Annotated in this window: 20 protein-coding genes; 8 read left to right on the top strand and 12 right to left on the bottom strand. The window is 55.0% G+C overall.

The window, feature by feature from the left end:
* The gene (locus FJ695_RS23440) at positions 1 to 801 is read right to left on the bottom strand and encodes a GntR family transcriptional regulator (protein ID WP_209010792.1); all 801 of its coding nucleotides are present in this window, start codon (positions 799 to 801) and stop codon (positions 1 to 3) included.
* A 359-nt stretch (positions 802 to 1,160) separates the two neighbouring features.
* A complete protein-coding gene (locus FJ695_RS23435) occupies positions 1,161 to 2,213 on the bottom strand; it encodes a dipeptidase (RefSeq protein WP_141187693.1) in 1,053 nt (350 codons plus the stop codon).
* 171 nt (positions 2,214 to 2,384) lie between these two features.
* Here FJ695_RS23435 and FJ695_RS23430 point away from each other — a divergent pair, with 171 nt between their 5' ends.
* A complete protein-coding gene (locus FJ695_RS23430) occupies positions 2,385 to 3,125 on the top strand; it encodes a L,D-transpeptidase (protein ID WP_141187692.1) in 741 nt (246 codons plus the stop codon).
* A gap of 25 nt (positions 3,126 to 3,150) precedes the next feature.
* Here FJ695_RS23430 and FJ695_RS23425 read toward each other — a convergent pair whose 3' ends face one another.
* Positions 3,151 to 3,819 carry a hemolysin III family protein gene (locus FJ695_RS23425; RefSeq protein ID WP_141187691.1) on the bottom strand — a complete coding sequence of 223 codons (669 nt, stop codon included), beginning with the start codon at positions 3,817 to 3,819 and terminating at the stop codon, positions 3,151 to 3,153.
* 96 nt (positions 3,820 to 3,915) lie between these two features.
* Positions 3,916 to 5,280, bottom strand: a complete 1,365-nt coding sequence (locus tag FJ695_RS23420; RefSeq protein ID WP_141187690.1) for an MFS transporter — start codon at positions 5,278 to 5,280, stop codon at positions 3,916 to 3,918.
* 217 nt (positions 5,281 to 5,497) lie between these two features.
* Here FJ695_RS23420 and FJ695_RS23415 point away from each other — a divergent pair, with 217 nt between their 5' ends.
* Positions 5,498 to 6,100, top strand: coding sequence for a nitroreductase family protein (locus tag FJ695_RS23415; RefSeq protein WP_141187689.1), 603 nt, complete (start codon positions 5,498 to 5,500; stop codon positions 6,098 to 6,100).
* Here FJ695_RS23415 and FJ695_RS23410 read toward each other — a convergent pair.
* The gene (locus FJ695_RS23410) at positions 6,097 to 6,756 is read right to left on the bottom strand and encodes a cupin domain-containing protein (RefSeq protein ID WP_141187688.1); all 660 of its coding nucleotides are present in this window, start codon (positions 6,754 to 6,756) and stop codon (positions 6,097 to 6,099) included. The genes FJ695_RS23415 and FJ695_RS23410 overlap by 4 nt on opposite strands.
* A gap of 114 nt (positions 6,757 to 6,870) precedes the next feature.
* Positions 6,871 to 7,683 carry an ABC transporter substrate-binding protein gene (locus tag FJ695_RS23405; protein ID WP_141187687.1) on the bottom strand — a complete coding sequence of 271 codons (813 nt, stop codon included), beginning with the start codon at positions 7,681 to 7,683 and terminating at the stop codon, positions 6,871 to 6,873.
* 294 nt (positions 7,684 to 7,977) lie between these two features.
* On the opposite strand from FJ695_RS23405, the gene FJ695_RS23400 reads away from it, so the two are divergent.
* Complete coding sequence (locus FJ695_RS23400; protein ID WP_141187686.1) at positions 7,978 to 9,450, top strand: ATP-binding protein; 1,473 nt, start codon at positions 7,978 to 7,980, stop codon at positions 9,448 to 9,450.
* A gap of 34 nt (positions 9,451 to 9,484) precedes the next feature.
* Here FJ695_RS23400 and FJ695_RS23395 read toward each other — a convergent pair whose 3' ends face one another.
* Positions 9,485 to 9,892 (bottom strand): GFA family protein, encoded by a 408-nt coding sequence (locus FJ695_RS23395; RefSeq protein ID WP_141187685.1) that lies wholly within the window; start codon positions 9,890 to 9,892, stop codon positions 9,485 to 9,487.
* A 267-nt stretch (positions 9,893 to 10,159) separates the two neighbouring features.
* On the opposite strand from FJ695_RS23395, the gene FJ695_RS23390 reads away from it, so the two are divergent.
* Entirely contained in the window at positions 10,160 to 10,630 is a 471-nt protein-coding gene (locus FJ695_RS23390; protein ID WP_141187684.1) for a DM13 domain-containing protein, read from the top strand.
* An 87-nt stretch (positions 10,631 to 10,717) separates the two neighbouring features.
* Here the strand turns inward: FJ695_RS23390 and FJ695_RS23385 are convergent, their stop codons facing one another.
* The gene (locus FJ695_RS23385) at positions 10,718 to 11,641 is read right to left on the bottom strand and encodes a LysR family transcriptional regulator (protein WP_141187683.1); all 924 of its coding nucleotides are present in this window, start codon (positions 11,639 to 11,641) and stop codon (positions 10,718 to 10,720) included.
* A 90-nt stretch (positions 11,642 to 11,731) separates the two neighbouring features.
* On the opposite strand from FJ695_RS23385, the gene FJ695_RS23380 reads away from it, so the two are divergent.
* Both FJ695_RS23380 and FJ695_RS23375 read left to right on the top strand, forming a co-directional pair.
* Entirely contained in the window at positions 11,732 to 12,328 is a 597-nt protein-coding gene (locus tag FJ695_RS23380; RefSeq protein WP_141187682.1) for a LysE family translocator, read from the top strand.
* Between the two features lie 235 nt (positions 12,329 to 12,563).
* Entirely contained in the window at positions 12,564 to 13,466 is a 903-nt protein-coding gene (locus FJ695_RS23375; RefSeq protein WP_141187681.1) for an N-acyl homoserine lactonase family protein, read from the top strand.
* A 130-nt stretch (positions 13,467 to 13,596) separates the two neighbouring features.
* Here the strand turns inward: FJ695_RS23375 and FJ695_RS23370 are convergent, their stop codons facing one another.
* The 4 genes from FJ695_RS23370 to FJ695_RS23355 all read right to left on the bottom strand — a co-directional run bounded on the left by FJ695_RS23370 (position 13,597) and on the right by FJ695_RS23355 (position 17,875).
* Positions 13,597 to 14,022: a GFA family protein gene (locus FJ695_RS23370; RefSeq protein WP_141187680.1), complete on the bottom strand. Its 426-nt coding sequence runs from the start codon at positions 14,020 to 14,022 to the stop codon at positions 13,597 to 13,599.
* Positions 14,023 to 14,179: 157 nt separating this feature from the next.
* Positions 14,180 to 15,586: a hypothetical protein gene (locus FJ695_RS23365; RefSeq protein WP_141187679.1), complete on the bottom strand. Its 1,407-nt coding sequence runs from the start codon at positions 15,584 to 15,586 to the stop codon at positions 14,180 to 14,182.
* 295 nt (positions 15,587 to 15,881) lie between these two features.
* Positions 15,882 to 17,423, bottom strand: a complete 1,542-nt coding sequence (locus FJ695_RS23360) for an acetolactate synthase large subunit (RefSeq protein WP_141187678.1) — start codon at positions 17,421 to 17,423, stop codon at positions 15,882 to 15,884.
* A 110-nt stretch (positions 17,424 to 17,533) separates the two neighbouring features.
* The gene (locus tag FJ695_RS23355; protein ID WP_141187677.1) at positions 17,534 to 17,875 is read right to left on the bottom strand and encodes a hypothetical protein; all 342 of its coding nucleotides are present in this window, start codon (positions 17,873 to 17,875) and stop codon (positions 17,534 to 17,536) included.
* A gap of 174 nt (positions 17,876 to 18,049) precedes the next feature.
* Between FJ695_RS23355 and hmgA the strand changes: the two genes are divergently transcribed.
* Together hmgA and FJ695_RS23345 are read left to right on the top strand one after the other, a co-directional pair.
* Entirely contained in the window at positions 18,050 to 19,420 is a 1,371-nt protein-coding gene (gene hmgA / locus FJ695_RS23350; RefSeq protein WP_141187676.1) for a homogentisate 1,2-dioxygenase, read from the top strand.
* 249 nt (positions 19,421 to 19,669) lie between these two features.
* The gene (locus FJ695_RS23345) at positions 19,670 to 20,539 is read left to right on the top strand and encodes an MBL fold metallo-hydrolase (protein ID WP_141187675.1); all 870 of its coding nucleotides are present in this window, start codon (positions 19,670 to 19,672) and stop codon (positions 20,537 to 20,539) included.
* The last annotated feature ends 14 nt before the right edge of the window (positions 20,540 to 20,553 follow it).

The raw sequence follows: 20,553 nt of genomic DNA, 5'->3' as shown, positions 1-20,553 counted from the left end.
TTAACTAGGATGCCGGGCATAGGAATTCTGGTTGCGGTCCGTGACGCGTTGCCGGACCTTTGAAACAACTTCTTTCCGGTAATCTTCCGCCAATTCAAACGTATTGGTGGTCAGGTGGTCTGTCATGATGTCCCGGGACTTCTGCTTGTCCCCACTTTCAATCGCATCCAGCAAAGCCTGATGAGATGGAGCAATTTCATCCACCCAAACCATCTTGTGCTTGTGCCGTGTGATGACAAAGCGATGAAGGTGCAAAATCGTCCGCAAGAGGACGGGTTCCAGGATTGGCATGCCGGAAATGCGCAGCAGGGTCATGTGGAACGCGGTGTCGGCCTCGGAGAGGTCAATGATCAACCGTTGTTCCCGGGCGGTCTCGTATTTGGCCGCCAGTGTTCGCAACTCGGCCATACGGGCAGCTGTCATATTGTCGACGATTTGCCCGATCGCACCGATTTCGATGTTGAGCCGAAGCCGCAATAGGATTACCGCTTCTTCATTTGTTGTTTGGGTCACGAATGTGCCCTGATAGCCGCGGCGGATAACCAGCCCGTCTTCTTGCAGGGTCAATAAAGCTTCGCGGATTGTGCTTTGCGAGCACCCATATTGGTCTGCCAGGGATTGTTCGGTAATTGTGCTGTCAGTGGTCAGATCCCCTACAAGGATCTGCCGCTTCATGTCTTCATAAACCGCTGAGGATTTTCGTCCCCTACGTTCCTGCGGAAAGTAACGCAGTTGCGGATCCACCGCATTGTAATCGAGTACCAAGTTAGCCCCCACACCGGCATCAATCGAACGCACCACACCGCTGAACTTGCGATCGAACCATATTGTTCGACCACAGACAGTCTTCCCTGGATGAACCATGCTCTGTTGGTGAGAGCGCGGCCGATGGGGCGTGCATGTTCACACACAAATGCTCTTGTTTGTTTTGTTTATGTGGTTGCAGCTGGCTGACTTTTTCCCAATTTTAAGCCAGTTATTGTCGAAACAGCTGCCCTGCCACCCAGTGTATATCTCAAGAAGCATCTGCAAAAACTACAATGCATGCATTCTCACGCTCTGCGGGTCGTATTGCAATCTCTAAATTGCGATGTTTAGTCACAAGTTCGCGAGACCGGCGAATAGGCTTGGTTTAAAGTAGAAATGACTGTCCAGACAGACTATTTCGCCGTAGCCTGCAAAGCTTTTATCCAATTCTTATTGAATATCTTGGCCAGCGTTTCTTCGGTGAAACCGCGGGCATCAAGAGCTTCCGCGAGCCTTGGCAGGCCAGTAACATCACTCAGATCTTTTGGTGGTGCGCAGCCATCAAAATCAGAGCCCAAAGCGACACAATCTTCACCGATCCGATCCACCAAATAAGCCGCATGGTCCGCAACCACGTCCAGTGACGTATCCTGGTTGAAGGTGCCATCTGGCCGCAAAAAGCCAACGAAGAAGTTGATGCCGACGAGCCCGCCGCTTTCTTTGATGGCATCGAGCTGTTTGTCGGTCAGATTACGGCTGCTGGCGCAGATTGCGTGGACATTGGAATGGCTGGCAACGATCGGCTTGTCGGTGATCCGGGCAACATCCCAGAAGCCCTTTTCATTGAGATGGGAGACATCAACAAGGACGCCGAGCTGATTGCATGCGCGTACCAGATCACGCCCGGCTTCCGAGAGGCCCGGGCCGATATCCGGAGAGGCCGGATATCCCATGGGAACACCATAGCCAAAGTCATTTTCCCGGCTCCAGACGAGACCAAGGGAGCGGAGGCCGCGTTTATAGAACGTCTCCAACTCATAGAAATTTGTGTCGATTGCTTCCGCGCCTTCAATGTGGAGGCTGACCGCAAGCTGGTCTTTTTCCATCGCTTCGCCGATGGCTTCCGGCGACCGGCAAATGATGACATTGCCCTCTGAATCTGCTTCCAGACGCTCAGCGCGTTCCAACAGCCGGTTGGTGAAACTCAGAGCGGTTTTCTGATCAAGCGGCAGAAAGTTTTTCTTGTCATCCGGTGAAAAGGGTTTGGAAAAATCCTGGTCCGGATTGGACGGGACGAACATGGCAAACAAACCACCGGCAAAGCCGCCGTCTTTGGCGCGCGGCAGATCTATATGACCCCGGTCGGAACGTTCGAAGAAATCCCTATTTTTGCCCTGGATCGCATCGATTTCCAGCTTCAAAAGCGTGTCATTGTGTCCGTCAAAAGCAAGGATATGCGTTGTCATGTTTGTTGAGGCCGATTTTCTAGAAGGTTGGCAACAGGTGGGAACAGAAGATCTGTTTAATAAGGGATGCACTCTAGCGGCAAAATTCTGAAATGTAAGGCATCTCTGTTGAAAGTGACTTGCAACGCACAGGAAGCAGGCCCTAAGAAGAAACCTAATATGGGAGGCCTTATGACGCGTCACACATTTGAGACTGCTGATCGGACATCCGCGCTGGCGGAAGGAATAAGCCGCAGAAGCCTGATCAAGGGGGGGCTGTTGATTGCCGCAGGCGCTTTGGCGGGATGCCAGACCTATGAACAAGTGGTCGGTCTGCCAGACCAGCCGGCGCTGCCGGATGAAGAATTTGATTATGCATCGGCCTATGCAGCGTTGCCCGATGGCGATTTCACTTGGCCCGCGATCAACTACAAGGCGTTCGACCAAAAGTACTGGCGCCAGGTTGTGGATTATGAAACGCGCGAGCGCCCCGGCACTGTGGTCGTCGACCCGCACAATAATTTTCTCTATTGGGTCCTGCCAGGAGACAAAGCTTTGCGCTATGGCATTGGTGTCGGGCGGGCCGGGTTTGCCTGGACCGGCGAAGCGTTGATCCGGGTCAAGCGGCCGCATCCGATCTGGCGCCCTCCACGGGAAATGATCGCCCGCAAGCCATCGCTCGAACGGTATTGGGAAAAGGGCTTTCCTGCGGGGCTTAGAAACCCGCTCGGTGCGCGTGCCATGGATCTGTGGCAAGGCAGCATCGATACGCTTTACCGCATTCACGGCACCAACAAACCGTCTTCCATCGGCCGGAGCGTGTCATCGGGCTGTATCCGCATGTGGCAGCAGGATGTGATTGACCTGTTCAACCGCGTGCCGCTTAGAACAAAAGTGATCGTTCTGACGAAGAACGAGGATATCTCCACGTAAGAAATGTGCTCTGCTCCGGTGCTCCTTAAGGCATCGGAGCGGCGAGGGCCACGTCGTGCATTACGGCTGCGAAGTGGCAAACAGCAGCGGCTAGTACGAAGGCATGCCAGATGGCATTCTGGAATTTCAGGTTCTTCCAGGCGTAGAATACTGTGCCGCAAGTGTAGAGCAGACCGCCTGCGACAATCATCCAGAAACCAAAGGTGGACGCATTCTCCATCAAGGGCTTGGCGACAAAGACAACGACCCAGCCAAGAGCAAGGCAGATCGGCACTGTCAGCCGGTCCAGACCTTGCAAGTTCAAGAGTTTTACGATCGCGCCTGCTAACGCCCCGGTCCAGACGACCGCCAGCAGAATTCCGCCGGTCCAGCCGCCGATGATAATGGCGGCAAGCGGTGTGTAGGTTCCGGCAATCATCAAAAAAATCGCGGCGTGGTCGAGCCGCCTGAGCACACCAGTTTTGTGATCGGTCGCAAACATGTTGTAGAGCGCCGAACAAATCAGCATCGCCATCAGACAAGCGGCATAAACCAGCACACTGATTTGGCGAGCGAAATCGCCGCTGTTCCAGAGCGTGATTGCCAGAACGACGGTCGCTGTCACGCCAAGGCCGATCCCCAACACATGAATGGTGCCGTCAGCGATGAGTTCGGAAAGGGTTTGTTGCCTGGGTTGCGGCCGGTTCTGCGTCATGTTGTGCTCCGATGCAGCTAAGCAGAAAGATTTGCCTCCACGAACGCTTTCCACTGATGGTCGCGGCCAAATGTCAATATTCCTTTAGCATCGCTTTCATCGTGGAGTTGCTGCCCGCTTTAGGGGGAGCGTGATGTGGCAAATGACTGCGGTGAGTGCAAACAATGTGGCCATGATCCAGAAAATGGCTGAAAACCCGGCTCCAACAGCCAGAAGCACACTTCCGAGAGTTACGCCAAGGGTGCCTCCAATCAGGCGGAACGTAATAATCAGCCCGCTTACCTCTCCTTGTTTTTCCTGAGGCACCGAATTGGCGGTAATCCGGCCTGCCGGGATCATTGCAAAGGGCAGGGCGATTCCCCAAAGCAGCAGCACCGGCGCAAGGTAAAGGTAGGTATCCAAGAGCATCGCAGCGCCAATACATAAATTCGAGGCGACCAGCACGGACAATCCGATCAACACCGGCCGCCGCGAACCCGAGGTATCTGCTGTTTTTCCTGCCGGGGCGGAAAGAAACGGGATCGGCAACACGGCTATGACGGTTCCAAGTCCCGCCCAAAATGCCGAGTAGCCAAGCTCGCCTTGGAGATATTGCGGAACCAAAACCGCAACAACGATCTTGCTCATCTGTGTGAGCATGAAAACCAGAACACCCGCAACGAAGGCCGGAGCTTGGAAAAGGCGGACATCAATGAGTGGCACTGATTGCCGGATTTCCCAGAGATAGAACACGGTAAGGACGATGATCCCGGCCGCTAGGCTCAGGAAAATCAGTTTGTGCCCCCAACCGAAGTCAGGTCCTTCCATCAGACCGAATATCAACGCTGTCAAACCGACCAGAAGGAAGATTAGGCCGATGCGGTCAATCTCGGGTTTGACGGTTATGCGGGCCGGTGCGCGCCAAAGGAAACACGCCAGCGTTCCTGCGACGGCAACAATTGGAATATTGAGCCAGAACACCCAGCGCCAGGACAAAAACTCGGTCAAGGCACCGCCGAGCATCGGTCCGGCTGCCAGGAACATTGTTGCCGTTCCCGCTAGAGTCCCGAGTGCCCGCCCGCGTTCGTCAGTGTCAAACGTCAAGGTTGCTGCAGCGAATGTTATCGGGAACATGATGGCAGCACACAGCCCTTGGATGACACGCATCGCAATCAGAAGTGCAGCGCTGTCAGCGAAACCCGCAATCAGGCTGGTCGCGGCAAAAACCGTACAGCTCACAATTAGAGCCGGCCGCAAGCCGAAAAGGTCAATTGCCTTTCCGCCGACGGCAGCAAAACAGGTGAAAGCCAGCATATAGGCGTTCAAAATCCAATGCGCGGTTGTCGCTGAAAGCTCAAGTTCAGATTGGATTGCGGGCAGAGAAACACCAAGGACGGTTTCATCCAGCATGACGAGCCCGCCCAATCCACCCATAGCAAAAACCAGGGCGCTCCGACGTTTTTGCTCTGAAAGATAAGGCATATGCAAGGTTCTGATCAGGCAATGGGCCTGTTCACCCTAGTGCGCTCAGGCGGCGGCGTACAGAGCTCATTCTTTGGCATTCGGCTCTGTCCGGCCGGCATCAGGAAAGGGATTTTAGCTCGAAAAGATATATCTTATAAAAAAGTATCTTGAAATAAAGATAAATGCTGATTATGTGAGGAACATCGAACCAATCCTGATTTGATGGGAGTTGAAAATGCCCCGTACCGCTGACCACCCGGTGGATGATTTGTTTTTAAAGCGCTGGTCACCGCGCGCATTCGACGGCTCGGAAATGCCCGATGCTGACTTGAAAACCGTTCTAGAGGCGGCCCGCTGGGCACCGTCGGCCTTCAATGTCCAACCCTGGCGGTTCGTCTATGCCCGCCGCGGTGAACCAGCCTTCGATACGCTGTTCGGCTTGCTGGACGATTTCAATCAGGGTTGGGCAGGATCGGCTTCTGCGCTTGTGTTCCTGTTTTCAGACACGTTAGTGGATGGTGTCCGCGAAGACGGTCCGGTGCCAAGCGCGTTCCATGCTTTTGATGCGGGCGGGGCATGGGCGCAGGCGGCTTTGCAAGCGACCTCGCTTGGCTATCACAGTCATGCCATGGCCGGTCTGCGGCGCGATGAAATTCATCAAGCGCTTGGCGTTCCCGAGCGGCTCAAAGCTGAAATCGCCTTTGCCATTGGCCGGCAGGGGGATAAAGCGCAACTGGCAGACGATCTACGGTCCCAGGAAACACCGAGCGGACGCAAACCGCTCAGCGACATTGCCTTTTCCGGGCGTTTTCCTGCACGTCTTTCCGAAGCGGCTTAAGCTTCTTGAAGATGCCCGGTTTTCCGCCAAATCCGGGCGCCATGCTCCGTTTTTATGACCTGGCTGCTGCCGGCAGGAAGCCGCAGCCAGGTCCCCTGGTCGTACCGACCGTTTTCATCCTCAAATGCGCCATCAATTACAAAATACTCGGCCCCGCCGGGAAAATCCTGCTGATTGAAGGCGGCGCCAGCCTGCCATTGCAGCATGACGACTTCTTCGTCAGGACGCACGTAGAGCGGCAGGATGTGTTCGCCGTCGCGCCCTTCCTGCCATCCGGCCGGATCCAGGGTGTTGACCCGCACAAATGTTTCGTCGTCGGTCTGCATCTGACGCAGTTTCACTAGGATAACCGCTCCGGGATCGCTGGAGGGGATGTGGCTGGAGCCCGGTGGATTGCGGACATACATGCCTTTGGGAAAATCACCGCTTTCATCGGAAAACACGCCGTCGAGCACCAGAAATTCTTCGCCAAGATCATGTGAATGTGCGGAAAACGATGAGCCCGGCGCATAACGGACCAGGCTGGTTGCCCGGGCAACCTCTTCGCCGTCCCGCTCCAGCATGCGCCGCTCCACACCGGCCATGGGAGAGGTAACCCAATCAAGAGTGGCGCTATCGACATGCGCGCGTTTGGACAAGTCAGCATGGATCTTCATATGAACAATTTCCTCCCCATGAAATTCTCCTCTCTTTCAAGGTGGGGCGTCAACCTGAGATGTGAAGAGGAAACCTGAGACAAGTCGCAGTGCGACCGACAGTCTTAAACCGGCCTAATCCATCGCAGGACCGTCTGCGCGGGGAAGGGCCATACTGCCATAGGAGGTTTGGTAGGCAGTGGAGGAAATCTTGCGGGCAAGCGCCAGGTCAAGTGCGTCTACAAGCTCTTGGGACACCGATTTACTCGAAAACATGAAATGGACCGGATCACTGATCAACGTAAAGGGATGTTCGGCGAACCTGCTGCCAAGCCCCATTTCCTCGGCCGCTGCCAGAATGGCTGCAGGAGATTCCACCAACGCATCGATCCGGTAAGTCTCCAGCATCCGGATCCCTTCTGTTGTCGTGACGACATTGTAGATGTGCGGCCTGGAAACGGGGTCTGCGAGAAAGGCTTCAAAGTCACCGCCCCTGTAGGCGGATTGTTCGTGACCGAGCACGAGATTGTTATCGATCACGTCTTGAAGCGAATTGATCTTGAGCCTTTGAAGGTCTTCGGTTCGGACAATCAAACCTGCGGTTTCATACCGGTAGGGCGATGAAAAATGAGCGAACGATTTGCGTTTCTTGGTGATGGAAGCAAAGGGCATCATGTCGATGTGTCCCGCGGCCAGTTCAATGATTGCTCTTTTGAACGGCATGGCCACCAGGTTGATCTCGCAGTCAATCTCCGAAAACAGCTCCTGGATAAGGACAACATCAATACCGCGGAACTCGCCCGATGTATCTTTAAAGCTAAACGGCAAATAGTCGGAAGAAACCCGGATGTTTAGCGGTGTCTCACAGAATGCGTCCGCATCAGCACCTTTGCCCGGAGAAGCAATCAACAACAAAACAGCAAAAAGAAAAGCCTTGATTACGGACATGGGTTTACCGGTTCTTGGCGCCTTCTAGGTCATCGAACGCAACGGTATGTGTAATCTATGAAGCTGCGGTAAAATCTTCCGTATAAATCAGGTTAATGCTTCTGCGTGCCAGATCTTGCAAAATCCCGTGCAACGTGGGATGAGGCGGCACAGTTCGACATTGGATATCTGGGAAAAGTCTGCGAATTCCGGTCCTCTGCTTTGCAAGGGCAAAGGAATCGTGCTGACTGGCATTCTGCGGCGAATTCTCGGAACATGAGATACGAGGGCGCTTCTAAAGCGCCAAAGGGGTGCATGACGGTTCAGATCGATATTGGTGACATGGCGGGCGGCAAGCGGGCCGGCCTCGACCTGGAAGAACTCCTTGCGACCCGTTTGCTGGTGCAGGGCAATTCCGGGTCTGGAAAGTCGCATCTGTTGCGCAGGCTGTTGGAGCAATCTGCCAATTGGGTGCAGCAGGCCATTATCGATCCGGAAGGTGATTTCGTCACGCTTGCTGACAAATATGGCCACGTGGTCGTTGATGCTGTCGGGACCGAAAAAGACTTAAAGATGATCGCCGGGCGTGTGCGTCAACACCGGGTGTCAGTCGTGCTTAATCTGGAAGGCCTCGACGCCGACCGGCAAATGAAAGCAGCAGCGACGTTCCTAGATGGCTTGTTCGATGCCGACCGGGATCTCTGGTACCCAATGCTTGTGGTGGTCGACGAGGCTCAGCTGTTTGCACCTGCTGCAGCTGGGGAAGTCACGGAGGAAGCGCGCCGCCGGTCCCTCGGGGCCATGACCGATCTGATGTGCCGCGGCCGTAAACGCGGCCTTGCAGGCATCATTGCCACCCAGCGCCTGGCAAAACTTGCCAAGAACGTTGCTGCGGAGGCCTCCAACTTCCTGATGGGGCGGACCTTCCTCGACATCGACATGGCGCGCGCCGCCGACCTGCTCGGCATGGAGCGGCGTCAGGCGGAAAGTTTTCGCAACCTGGACCGCGGCCATTTCATCGCACTTGGACCGGCTGTCTCGCGGCGCCCAATCCCGGTTAAGATCGGTCCAGTGGAAACAGCTGGCCGTGGCGGCGGGCCAAAGCTGATGCCCTTGCCGGAACAGCCGAAAGAAGAAGCCAAGGATCTGATTTTCACCCGTTCACCCGATGAAATTCCGGTGCGCCCGCGTATTGCAGAACCTGTTGTCTCGACCGGTGAGGTGCTGGATCAGTTAACCAGCGCCGGAGAAGCGGCTGAAGCCGATACGCCGCAGGCCGATAACCTGTTTGAACATGGCGCACGGGAAGAAAAAATCGACGAGATCATTGGTCAAATCCTCGATGAAGACGAGGCGGCGTTTCAGCCGATCGCCACGCTTTATCAGGATTTCCAGGTTCGCTGCCGGATAGCCAAATTGGCAGGTGGCACGCCGGATCTGCAGACCTTCCGTGAAAAGCTGTCGGTCGCCCGTGCCGGAGTTGAAAAAGGCGAGGTGGATGACGGCGCTTGGGCCCAGGCTGAATTGATCGCTTCCGAACTGCCGGAAGACATGCGCGGAGTTTATCTGCTGCTTGCTAAAGCCGCGCTCGGGAAAGCGCCATGTCCGGGAAATATTGAAATTGCGACAGCCTATGGCACCCGCTCACCCGGCCGTGCCCGCTGGCTGCTCAGCCATATGGAAGAACGTGGTTTTCTGGTGTGCGCCACGGATCTGCGCGGCAACCGGATTGTTACACTGACGGACCTCGGCTGGCGGACAGAGCCCGGCGACGAGGCCGCCGCTTAGAGGCGGCCTGAATCCGCAATAGTTCCAGAAGAATTCAACCCGGAAACGCGTCGTATTTCGGAACATCTTCCAGTTTCTCGTCCCAACCTGCCTTTTCAGCCATAAAGATATGCCCGACAGGAGGGGCTTCAGGGTTCTCTTTGAGGCTTCCGGCGGGCACCGTCAAAAGGGCTCCCTCGTGTTTCAAAATCGGCAGGGCCGAGCCGCACTGGGCACAGAAGCTCCTGGCATGGCTTTTGTCCGGAAGCGTATAAGTTGCTACATCCTTTGCTCCGGTCTGCCAGTTCAACTTGGCACTCGATGAGGCCAGGATTGCCGCATAAGCGGACCCGGTATCCTTTTGACAACTCGTGCAGTGACACAGGAACAGGCCGTCAAAATCGCCCTCGACAGTGAACTCGACTGACCCGCATAGGCAGGATCCCGAATGGAGTTTGGTCATGATTTCGAATCGCAATCTCAAGTGGTTGTTGATGAGAATACACCGTATGAGATTGCGGCCGGGCGTCAATTGACGGAACCACCATGGTCAGGAGGACCGAGTTTAAGAAATAGTTGATGGGATTGGCTGAAATCGGTTGTTTAGGTTGTGACTATCCTGATGAGATCGCGCGGATGCATATGGCACAAAACTGTTATCGAGGCTTGATTGCGTCACTTGTTTGAGATCTTACGTTTAAGCGTCACACATGGTTTCGAAAGGACAAAAATGCTTCGCCGTCTTGCTCTCATCATTTCTCACGGGGCGATGCTGGCCATTGGTTTCGCCCTTGGAATCTATCTCCTGCCCATTCTGACAGAACCGGAGGGACCAGGGCAGGCGGCTTTGGTCGAAGCTAGCAAATCGGCGGTCTATTCGGCAGAGCTAACACGGGATTTGAAGGGCAGCGATTTTCTGCATTGGGGCGAGGGCAAAATCAGCCTCTCATCGGGGCAGATTGTCCATGAAGGAAGCCTTGCACCCGGCCCGGACTATAAGCTCTATCTCGTCAAAGAGTTTGTTGAGGATGAAGCGCAGTTCCTGAACGTTAAGAAAAGCTCCGTTCGGATCGGCGATGTGAAGACTTTCAATGGTTTCATCCTGGATATCCCGGACAACATCAAACTCGAAGAGTACACGACCGTTCTTGTCTGGTGTGAAGCCTTTGGCGAGTTCATCACGGCGGCGAAATACCGGTGAGGGGCTGTCCGCGTTCATCTGCGTGACACGCGGCAGGGCCAAGAGGTTTAGACGACCGGGCAAAGCCGCAATCGCCAGTGCGGCACCTTATTGGTGAACGTGTTGCTCGGTGTTGGATGGCCTGTTCCTGCGAGCTGCTGATTCTGAAAGGCTGTCAATAAACGCTCTAGCCATTGGATTTGGCACGGTGGTTCGATGCCAGATTGCATAGACCGGTAGGCTGGTGAGGCAATAATCGGGCAGACAGGTGACCAGTTCGCCGGTTGCGATTTTGTTCTCGACAAAGTGCACCGGTGGCGAAGACAGGCCGGCGCCGTTGCTTGTTAGGTCCACCATGGCTTCGATGCTGTTGACCGTTATGTTTCCCGCTTGCTCTATTTGGGTAACCGCGCCATCTGCGCTTTTCATCTCGCGTTTGGTTTCCATGCCGTCGGACTTGATCCACGGAACGCCCTGCAGATCCTTCGGTTTCTCAAAAGGTCCGTGCGTGCGAACAAAATCCGGGCTTGCGACCAGCACTCGGGGCATGTCCCATAACAGCTTGCAGAGCAAACTGGAGTCCCGAAGCTTCCCAATCCGGATCGCGACGTCGATCCGCTCGGCGACAAGATCTGTTTCCCGGTTGTCGAAATGGAGCTGCAGATCGATTTTGCGGTGATCCACGGCAAACTGGGAAATGCATTCGAATACAAATGAATGGGAAAGCGCTGATGTCAGTGTGATCCGCAACCGGCCGGATAACTCGGTTTCATTTGACTGTGCACTGGAAAACCCTGCCTGGGCCGCATTCAACATCAACTCCGCAGATTTGAATAGTTTTTCGCCACTGGCCGTTAGGGTGAACCGCCGGGTGGACCGGTAAAGCAGGGGCGACCCAACAGCTTCTTCCAATGTCCGGATGTGATAACTGATTGCGGACGGGGTCATTTTCAAGCGATCTGCCGCAGTACGAAACTGGCCTGAGCGCACGACCTCGGTAAAGACTGCGATGGATTTTAGATGTTCAATCATTATGCATCTCAGCTTAATTATTAGATCAAATACTTCAACTTGTTTGTTGAATTTTGGCTGCCTACCTTCGGCTGAAAAGGGGAAAGCCAAATGGATCAAACCGCTGCAATGGCGCTTTTTGCGCTGACGATGTCAATTTCACCTGGGCCTGTGAATTTGATCACGCTGTCAACGGGCCTGAATCTGGGAGTTCGCAATGCTCTTGGGTTTGTTTCAGGCGCGACGGCCGGATTTACGCTGTTGTTGTTTTCGATTGGGCTAGGGCTTTCTGCGATCGCTCAGCGCTACGGATTTGTGATTGATACGCTGACGTTTCTCGGAGCTGGTCTGATCGTTTATTTCGGTTTCAAATTGCTGACATCCAGCGGTGATTTGAACGAGGGCGACCATACAAAGCCGAGCTTTTGGCAAGGAGCCGCTCTGCAATGGCTCAACCCAAAGGCATGGGGTGCCTGCATTGCCGCTGTTGGCCTGTTCGAACTCGATCAAAACCGTACAACGCTCTATTTCTTCGTATGCCTTTATTGCGTTATTTGCTTCTTTGGAATTGGAAGCTGGGCGGTGTTTGGCAGCCAAGTAGAGCGGTATATGGGCACGCCAAACCGGCGGAGACTGCTCAATAGGTTTCTTGGAGGCACTCTCATTTTCCTAGCGGTTTTTCTTTTGTGGCAGCAGTTCGTCCGCTAGGTGTTGAACGCCCCTAATGTTGAATTTCTGCCCGTTTTTCAAGGCGAAGCAATCGCGGGCTTTCAGCGGTCTCAGATATGCGTTTGGTAACGGTCTTCAGAAGAGGCGTTGAGGCAGGTCAAGGCGTTTCATTCGTCTTGAGATCATGATTTCTGTGTTGAATTCGGCCGCAGAAAACCTGGCAGAGAACCGAAGATACCCAGAATCCATGCGGCAGCATTGAGGGGGATCGCCGATGACCGATACAAACTCCCATTCGCCGGCCCCGACCGGCCAACCCGGTCAACCTATTGCTTCAGTTCGGGTATTGAATGGCGGTCACGGCGAGCAACACAAGGAACATCGGTTCGGCAGCCGGATGCCGCGGCTTTGGTGGGTTTTCTTTTCAAACGAGTGGGTGCCGTTGCCACTCTATTTTTTTCTGATTAAACACCGCCAGGGTTTGATCTTATTCGACACCGGAATTGATCCGGCCATCCTGTCGGACAAAAGCTATATCAAACAGGCCGTCGGGCGGTTTTTGCTGCCATGGATTTTCCGGCTGAACATTAGCGAAGACGACCGTGTCGACCATGTGCTCAAGCGGGCAGGCGTTGATGCTGGCGATATCCGGTTGGCAATCATCTCGCATTTGCATTTTGATCATGTCGGCGGGATCGCGCAAATTCCACAAGCGGATCTGATGGTGAATGAGCGGGAGTGGGCCATTTTATCCGAACCTCACCCGGAACGGGAATGGATTCTGCGCGAGCACATAGAAATCCCGTCCGCAAAATGGCGTCAGATTGCGTTCAAACCGGCCGATGACCCGCTCCTGGGAGACTTTGACGGGGCCCATGATGTTTTTGGAGACGGCTCAATGGTGTTGCTGCCGACGCCTGGACACACCCCTGGCTCAATGTCCTTGCTGATCCGGCAAGCCGGATGGGACCCAATTCTGATGGTGGGGGATCTTACCTATGAAACCCGTCTCCTAGAGCAGGATGTTGTCCCTGGGACCGGGGACAAGGAGACGCTTCTGGCCTCTTTTGCCAAAGTCCGGAGATTAAAGGAAAAACTGCCTGGACTTGCCGTTGTTGCATCGCACGACAGCAACGCCGAAGCGGCTGTTGCAAAGGCAACGGGTCTCAAGAACTAAACCGTTAGCCTGAGCCGATTTTTCCTGATTGGAATTGAGCGAATTAGAAGCAGAGCAATTGGTAGGTTCTTGAAAGTAAAAAAAATCCAGAAAACTTGGTGTTCTTGCCGCTGCCGCTGGTCTGTCCTATTTAGTCGTCAGGCTCTTCTTCTGCAGGTGATGCAAATAGATCTGGCTCGGCGGCCTCGCGGAGCACCTTCCAGGAGCCTGCTCCGTCCAACAGGCGGATTGGGACGGCTGCGATACTTTCAGGACCTATGATATTGCACATATTGACCGCGCTCATGTCAGACCCGTCGGGACGCCGGTCTGTCCGTTCGTAATGAGTAATGCAGCCACAATTGGTGCAGCGATAGTACTCAATGCTTTTCTTTCCCCAAGAGTAGGACGTTAAAGCACCCTTATCCGCCGTCACCGTGATGGCTTTCCTTTGCTGGTAGGCCCATAGCGCTCCATAGCGGCGGCAAATCGAGCAGTTGCATCTGGTGAGTTTTTTGATCCGCCGCTGCATTTCCACTGAGACGGCGCCGCAATGGCAGGAAGTCGTATATGGCATTGAAGGCTCACACTCTCGCCAATGTATGGATAAGCGGTCATTTCTCAGGCGCCTGAGAAACGACCGCCCAAAGACCTCAAAACCGCTGGTCAACTCCCGAAACCGTCAAGTCCGCCCGATCAGAGGGTATTGAAACGCCCTCAAAAAGGCCATGCGTCTAAACAAGATCGACGTAATAGGCGACGCCCTCGTAGTTGAATTGCGGAAGGGTTGAGATGATGTTGTCCCGCTCCGCGTCACTTGCGGTGAACACATGCGTGCCGGTTTGGGTGTTATAGAACCGGTAGAGTGGTGTGTTGCTGTCACTGGCACTGGTATAGGCATAGTAGGAAATGCCCTCGTCATTGAATGCCGGATTGCTGTGCACCAAGTCGAACCATTCCTGGAAATTCGCGGTGTAGAAGTGACTGCCGGTTGCTGTGTTGAGCAGCCGGTAAACGGCAACACCGTCACTGGCGGTTGCGTTGGAGCCGAACGCTGCGCCTTCAAACGTCATATGCGGTAATGTTGAAAGGATACTGTCGCGCTCGGTTTCACTCGACGTGAAGAAGTGGGTGCCGGTGACAGTATTGAAAAACCGGAATACCTGCGTTGCAACCGAAGGATCTGTCCCAGGGTCTGTCGTCCCGGAGACTTCTTCGACGTTCAGCCGGTAGTAATTTACTTCAGTGGCCGCATCGTCGGATGTGTTGAACGTTCTGAACCAGTTCTGGATCATCAGTGTTTCGGTGTTTTCGGCCGTAAAAGTGACCTTCTCAAGTGTGCTTGATGTCCCTGTTTGGGCAGTTGTGCCGACCGTATTGCCGTCCATGTCCTTGAGAAAAAGCGATGTGTTGGTGCCGGAGGCAAAGGTGTTGCCCACATCGCTCTGCAAAAGCTCAATGACGTATTCTTTTCCCGCTTCGACATTGAGCAGGTAAGCGTCTGTATCATATGCTCCCTGAGTGCTGCCATAGATCGTGTCAGTGACAACAATGGTGGCTATCGCTGGGTCCGTGGAGGTGCCGTCAGGAGCGTCCCGCAAAAGGGTCGTCTCGTCCAGAGAGCCTTTGCTCGATCCGGTGACAGCCGTCACGACAGGAAGGGTCGTATCGGTAATCGACAGGGTGTAGCTGGCGGTTTCCCCTCTGGGATAAACGACGATAATTGGTTCTGTCGAATAAACAGAAGAGTTTGTTTCCCAGCGGTAATACTGTTCCGTCCAGATTGTGGAGCCGCCGCTCTCACCTCGGTACAAGTTGTTGCCGTTGTAGTAGGCAAGGGATTGCCCCGTAGTGGGATCAGCTAGAGTAAAACCCGCCCGGTTGTCAAAGTCGTTGGGAACGCCGTTAATCGTTAGCGAGATGATGTATTCCCGGCCGGGCTGTAGACCGGACCGGTAGGCGTCTGGGCTTACATCTTCTCCAGTCGCGCCGATTTGGATGTAACCGCCGGTGGCATCCGATCCGGGAACGATTGCGCCGGGCGTGTTGACGATGCTGCTATAAAACGCTGCGCCTGTTGCTGCGCTGTCCGGAGCAATATCGGAGCCTAAGAGGATTTCATCAACTGTTGCAGAAACCATTTTCGCTTCTCCGTAAGTCTGTCACCATGCGGCATGTGGAGGACTGTTTAGGAGATTACGAAAATTCATATGTTCGAGAATTGATATATATCAGTGCGGGAAGCCAATTCAGCAAAACTTGAATCAAAATTTACTGTTTTGCGTCGCGTTTTGAACATGAAGAGGCAGCCGATACTGCAGACTAGGTTCTTCTTAAGAAGAGTCGGCGCGAGTAACGTTATTCAAACCCTGCTTGATCCAGGTTGGAATTGTTTGCTGCCCATGCCCAGAGTGCGTCGCGAGTGCTTCACACTCCTTAAATCACCGCTTCGATCAGGAACGGACCCTCAGTATTCGCTGCCTTTTCAAGAGCTTCAGCAAAACCTTCTTCGCTGTCGGCACGTACGGCAAGAACACCATGTCCGGCGGCGAGGGAAACCCAGTCGAGCAGCGGATCTTCGATGTCGAACATGGCGCTGGCGTTACGGCCGGGTTTTGGCGCACCTTGCGCTTCCAGCTCGCCATGGAGGATCTGATAGCCTCGGTTGGCGATGATCACGACCGTGATATCCAGCTTTTCGCGGGCGGCTGTCCAGAGGCTCTGCAGCTGATACATCGCTGACCCGTCACCGGAAACGGCAAAGACCGGCCGGTCCGGGCAAGCGACCGCCGCGCCAAGGGCATTGGGTAGGCACTGGCCAATAGAGCCACCTGTGTTGTTGAGCCGGTCGTGGCTGGCGGCAAAATTCATGTGAGGCCAGATGCCCGCTCCAGCGGTGATGGCTTCATTGACGACAATTGCGCCATCTGGAAGGGCGCTCGCCAAGTTGCGGCCAATCCCGTCGGCCGTCAGGCGGCCAGTACCGGTCTCAGGAACCTTCCGTTTGATCCGGGCGACTTGCTCGCTGCCATCGACACCGGCCGCTTCCGCCAGGGTTTCAAGCGTCCAAAGGACATCCCAGTCCCCATAACACAGCCGGTCCAGGGCACAGCCCGCCGGTTCCGGTGTGGATGGCTTGCCGGGATAAGCAAAGAAATTCACCGGCGTGTCGTCACCCACAAGGACAATGCGGGACAGGCCAGATAGGAAGTCGACACTGACATCGGTGCCATAGGGCAGGATGTCGAAGGCCACCGCACCGTCTCCAAGGGCGATGCGCGGAGCAAAATACGGGGCGAGCAGACGGCAGCCCGTGCGGGCCGCAATTTGCCCGGCAAGTTCTGCACCTTTTCCAAAGACCGCCGGTCCATTGACCATGAGCGCAGCCCCCGGCTGGCTGAGGGCTTTCGCGGCCGCGGCAACCCGGTCCGAATCGGGCCGGTGTTTCGGCGCCGGCTTGCGTGCCTGGTCCGGTCCTGTGCCGCTGTCGCCCCAGGCACAGTCTGCTTGAAGGATAACCGTTGCAATCTGGCCGCTCCGGGCCTGTCGGATGGCTTCGGCCCCGGCGCTGGCGACCATCGAACTGTCGGTCGGCCGCTGCATCCAGTGCGAAACCGATCCGGCGACACCATCAAGGTCTGAGCGCAGCGGGGCATCATGTTTGAGATGATAGCCAGCGTGATCTCCGACGATATTGACGACACCGGAGCGGCCCTTCCGAGCGTTGTGGAGATTGGCCCAACCGTTGCCAAACCCCGGTCCCAAATGCAGCAAAGTGCCGGCGACGTTGCCGCTCATACGAGCATAGCCGTCGGCCGCACCGGTCACACCGCCTTCGAACAAGCACAAAATGCAATGCATTTCCGGGTGTGTGTCCAAAGCGGCCACAAAGTGCATTTCAGATGTGCCTGGATTGGCAAAACAAACCGAAACGCCGGAAGCCAGCAATGTTTCAACCAGCGCCTCTGCACCATTCATCTGAAAATCTCCTGAGAAATACCAGCGGCACTATTTCTCAGTTGAATGGGCTTGTCCATATCGCGCAACGTAAGCTGCACCAAATCGTTAAGCAGATGTTTGAACCGCGTCTAAAGTGCCGGCCGCATTTTGGTGGGCCTTCGGTTTGGCAGGTCGCGTTTGGCCAAGAGATATGTCAGCTGGGAAAGTTCTTGGTCGATGCCCGTAATGGTGCGGTTCAGGACACTTTCCAGATAGCTGCCGGCCGGTGAGTTTTCCCGGATCGTCAACGCCCGGTCGCGTGAGCGCCGCAAAAACAGCATCATGGTCTCCAAGTCTGCGGCATTGGCCTTTGTCGGCTGTGGTCGTTCTGCACCTGACTCAACAGCGGATTTATCTTGCAAATGGGTATTGGGTGCAGCCATCGCCGATTTGGTTGGCATTGGCTCACCAAAAGTGTCCTGAAACCGCATGAGAATCCCCAATGTTCCTATTTTGTTCTTATTTAATTCAAATGTCTCAAAGTTGCAAGGGACGGCGCGCAATTGGGATGTGCTGAAACGAATCCGGATCGCTCTTGACCCGGCTGAATTCAATAGTTACATATGCAACTAAATTGACGGAACGTGTTCCAGGAGGGTGCGAACATGAACAAGGTCGATCACCAGACGATTGCAGGTCAAGGCGGTAACACCATGCAAAACGAACTCCAGTATATGCCGGGTTTCGGCAACGACTTTGAAACCGAAACCCTGCCGGGATCTTTGCCGCAGGGCATGAACAGCCCGCAAAAATGCGCCTATGGCCTTTATGGTGAACAACTCTCCGGAACCGCGTTCACAGCACCTAGCCATCAGAACGAACGGACATGGTGCTACCGCATCCGCCCATCGGTCAAACACACCAGCCGCTTCCAGAAGATCGACCTTCCCTATTGGAAGAGCGCGCCAAACGTTTGTGACGACGTTGTCTCTCTCGGTCAGTACCGCTGGGATCCGGTGCCGCATGGTGAAGAGGGCCTGACCTGGCTAACTGGCATGCGCACCATGACGACGGCTGGCGACGTCAACACCCAGGTCGGTATGGCAACCCATATCTACCTCGCGACGAAGTCGATGGAAGACGCGTATTTTTTCTCCGCTGACAGCGAGCTTCTGGTGGTGCCTCAGGAAGGCATCCTGCGTTTCTATACCGAGCTCGGCATCATTGAACTGGAGCCGAAGGAAATCGCCATTTTGCCACGCGGTCTCGTCTACCGGGTTGAGGTGGTTGAAGGACCGGCGCGTGGGTTTGTCTGCGAAAATTATGGCCAGAAATTTGAGCTGCCGGGCCGGGGCCCGATCGGTGCGAACTGCATGGCCAACCGGCGCGACTTCAAAACGCCCGTCGCCTGGTATGAAGACAAGGAAACACCGAGCACCGTTACTGTGAAATGGTGCGGTCAGTTCCACGAGACAAAAATCGGCCATTCGCCGCTCGACGTTGTGGCCTGGCACGGCAATTACGCGCCGGTGAAATATGACCTCAGAACGTATTGCCCGATTGGGGCGATCTTGTTCGATCATCCGGATCCGTCGATCTTCACCGTTTTGACCGCGCCATCGGGTGTGCCGGGTACGGCCAACATCGACTTTGTTCTGTTCCGTGAACGCTGGATGGTGGCGGAAAACACCTTCCGTCCGCCGTGGTATCACAAGAACATCATGTCGGAGCTGATGGGCAACATTTACGGCCAATATGACGCCAAACCGCAGGGCTTCGTGCCGGGCGGCATGAGCCTGCACAACATGATGCTGCCGCATGGGCCGGACAACAATGCCTTTGAAGGCGCATCCAATGCCGATCTTCAGGCCGAAAAACTCGACAACACCATGTCATTCATGTTCGAGACCCGCTTCCCGCAGCACCTGACCGAATATGCGGCCAAGGAAGCCCCGCTGCAGGACGACTACATCGACTGCTGGGATGCGATTGAAAAGAAATTCGACGGCACACCGGAAGGCACTTGGGACAAGTAGGCGGCTGTTAGAGTTTATGATCTCTCGCCCGAATCTTGTCCCTTTGAGAGAGCGAATTGTGCTTTGAAACAGCCTGCCAGTCAGAAACCAAAGGCAAGTTTGACATATTTCAAGCACTTCGGGTGAATTCGGTGTCTATTGGCTCCTAAAGTGCCTCTCCTTTCGGGAGAGGCCGGGCCTACGGCCAGAATGAGGGGCTAATCTGCAGGAATTGGCTGATTGGCAGACTTTGTTGAACAGAGTGAGAAAATGACATCAGAACAGCGTTTGGAAGACCGTCTTGTCATTCTCGGTTCCAAAGGCGGTCCGGCGATCCGTCCAGGTGGACCATCGCCGACAAGTTCGCTGATTGAGATCGGCGGGCGCCGCTGCGTGATCGACTGCGGTCTTGGGGTGACCCGCGGACTGGTTGATGCTGGCGTTTCCTTGAAAGAGCTCGATCTCATCTTCATTACGCACATGCATTCGGACCACGTCCTGGAGCTTGGCCCCCTGTTGCACACCGCCTGGACAAGCGGCCTGGCGCACACGGTCCGCGTGGTTGGCCCGACGGATCTGATTGACTATTGGGACGGGTTTCTGTCCTCCATGCGCTATGACATTGATCTGAGGATCGAGGATGAAGGCCGTCCGGACTTGCGCGACTTGGTGCAGATCCATCTCTTGCAGGAAGGCCCTGTTCCGCTTCAAGACGGTGACTTGAAGGCGGCCGCGCTGAGGGTCGATCATCCGCCGGTGGTTGATTGTTTTGCCTTGCGTTTCGACACGGACGATTGGTCGGTGGTCTTTTCTGCAGATACGGCCTATTTCCCGCCGCTGGCTGAGTTCGCCAAGGATTGCGATGTGCTGGTGCATGAAGCCATGCTGGAACGCGGCGTCGATAAGATCGTCGAAATCACTGGCAACGGCGAGCGCCTGCGCCAGCATTTGGTCGACAGCCACACCATGGCGCCGGATGCCGCGAAGATCGCGGCAGCGGCCGGGGCCAAAACGTTGCTGCTCAATCACCTTATCCCGGCGGATCTTCCTGGTTTCGAAAAACAAGAGTGGCTGGACGCCGCAAATGGCTTTTCCGGGCAGACGATTGTCGGCCATGATGGGCTGGTCATAACAAAATAGGCTTGGGGAGAAAC

The organism is Labrenzia sp. PHM005, assembly GCF_006517275.1.
In the GTDB taxonomy this organism is placed as follows: Bacteria; Pseudomonadota; Alphaproteobacteria; order Rhizobiales; family Stappiaceae; genus Roseibium.
The sequence above is the reverse complement of the archived record's forward strand: the minus strand, read 5'-3'. Positions and strand labels throughout refer to the sequence as shown.

Bases quoted from the DNA above. Each gene is read 5' to 3' on its own strand.
- FJ695_RS23430 (WP_141187692.1), top strand. From the start codon at position 2,385: ATGACGCGTCACACATTTGAGACTGCTGATCGGACATCCGCGCTGGCG.
- FJ695_RS23345 (WP_141187675.1), top strand. From the start codon at position 19,670: ATGACATCAGAACAGCGTTTGGAAGACCGTCTTGTCATTCTCGGTTCC.
- FJ695_RS23415 (WP_141187689.1), top strand. From the start codon at position 5,498: ATGCCCCGTACCGCTGACCACCCGGTGGATGATTTGTTTTTAAAGCGC.
- FJ695_RS23360 (WP_141187678.1), bottom strand. From the start codon at position 17,423: ATGAATGGTGCAGAGGCGCTGGTTGAAACATTGCTGGCTTCCGGCGTT.
- FJ695_RS23395 (WP_141187685.1), bottom strand. From the start codon at position 9,892: ATGACCAAACTCCATTCGGGATCCTGCCTATGCGGGTCAGTCGAGTTC.
- FJ695_RS23385 (WP_141187683.1), bottom strand. From the start codon at position 11,641: ATGATTGAACATCTAAAATCCATCGCAGTCTTTACCGAGGTCGTGCGC.
- FJ695_RS23435 (WP_141187693.1), bottom strand. From the start codon at position 2,213: ATGACAACGCATATCCTTGCTTTTGACGGACACAATGACACGCTTTTG.
- FJ695_RS23390 (WP_141187684.1), top strand. From the start codon at position 10,160: ATGCTTCGCCGTCTTGCTCTCATCATTTCTCACGGGGCGATGCTGGCC.
- FJ695_RS23375 (WP_141187681.1), top strand. From the start codon at position 12,564: ATGACCGATACAAACTCCCATTCGCCGGCCCCGACCGGCCAACCCGGT.
- FJ695_RS23400 (WP_141187686.1), top strand. From the start codon at position 7,978: ATGACGGTTCAGATCGATATTGGTGACATGGCGGGCGGCAAGCGGGCC.
- FJ695_RS23405 (WP_141187687.1), bottom strand. From the start codon at position 7,683: ATGTCCGTAATCAAGGCTTTTCTTTTTGCTGTTTTGTTGTTGATTGCT.
- FJ695_RS23380 (WP_141187682.1), top strand. From the start codon at position 11,732: ATGGATCAAACCGCTGCAATGGCGCTTTTTGCGCTGACGATGTCAATT.
- FJ695_RS23365 (WP_141187679.1), bottom strand. From the start codon at position 15,586: ATGGTTTCTGCAACAGTTGATGAAATCCTCTTAGGCTCCGATATTGCT.
- FJ695_RS23355 (WP_141187677.1), bottom strand. From the start codon at position 17,875: ATGCGGTTTCAGGACACTTTTGGTGAGCCAATGCCAACCAAATCGGCG.
- FJ695_RS23370 (WP_141187680.1), bottom strand. From the start codon at position 14,022: ATGCCATATACGACTTCCTGCCATTGCGGCGCCGTCTCAGTGGAAATG.
- hmgA (WP_141187676.1), top strand. From the start codon at position 18,050: ATGAACAAGGTCGATCACCAGACGATTGCAGGTCAAGGCGGTAACACC.
- FJ695_RS23425 (WP_141187691.1), bottom strand. From the start codon at position 3,819: ATGACGCAGAACCGGCCGCAACCCAGGCAACAAACCCTTTCCGAACTC.
- FJ695_RS23420 (WP_141187690.1), bottom strand. From the start codon at position 5,280: ATGCCTTATCTTTCAGAGCAAAAACGTCGGAGCGCCCTGGTTTTTGCT.
- FJ695_RS23410 (WP_141187688.1), bottom strand. From the start codon at position 6,756: ATGAAGATCCATGCTGACTTGTCCAAACGCGCGCATGTCGATAGCGCC.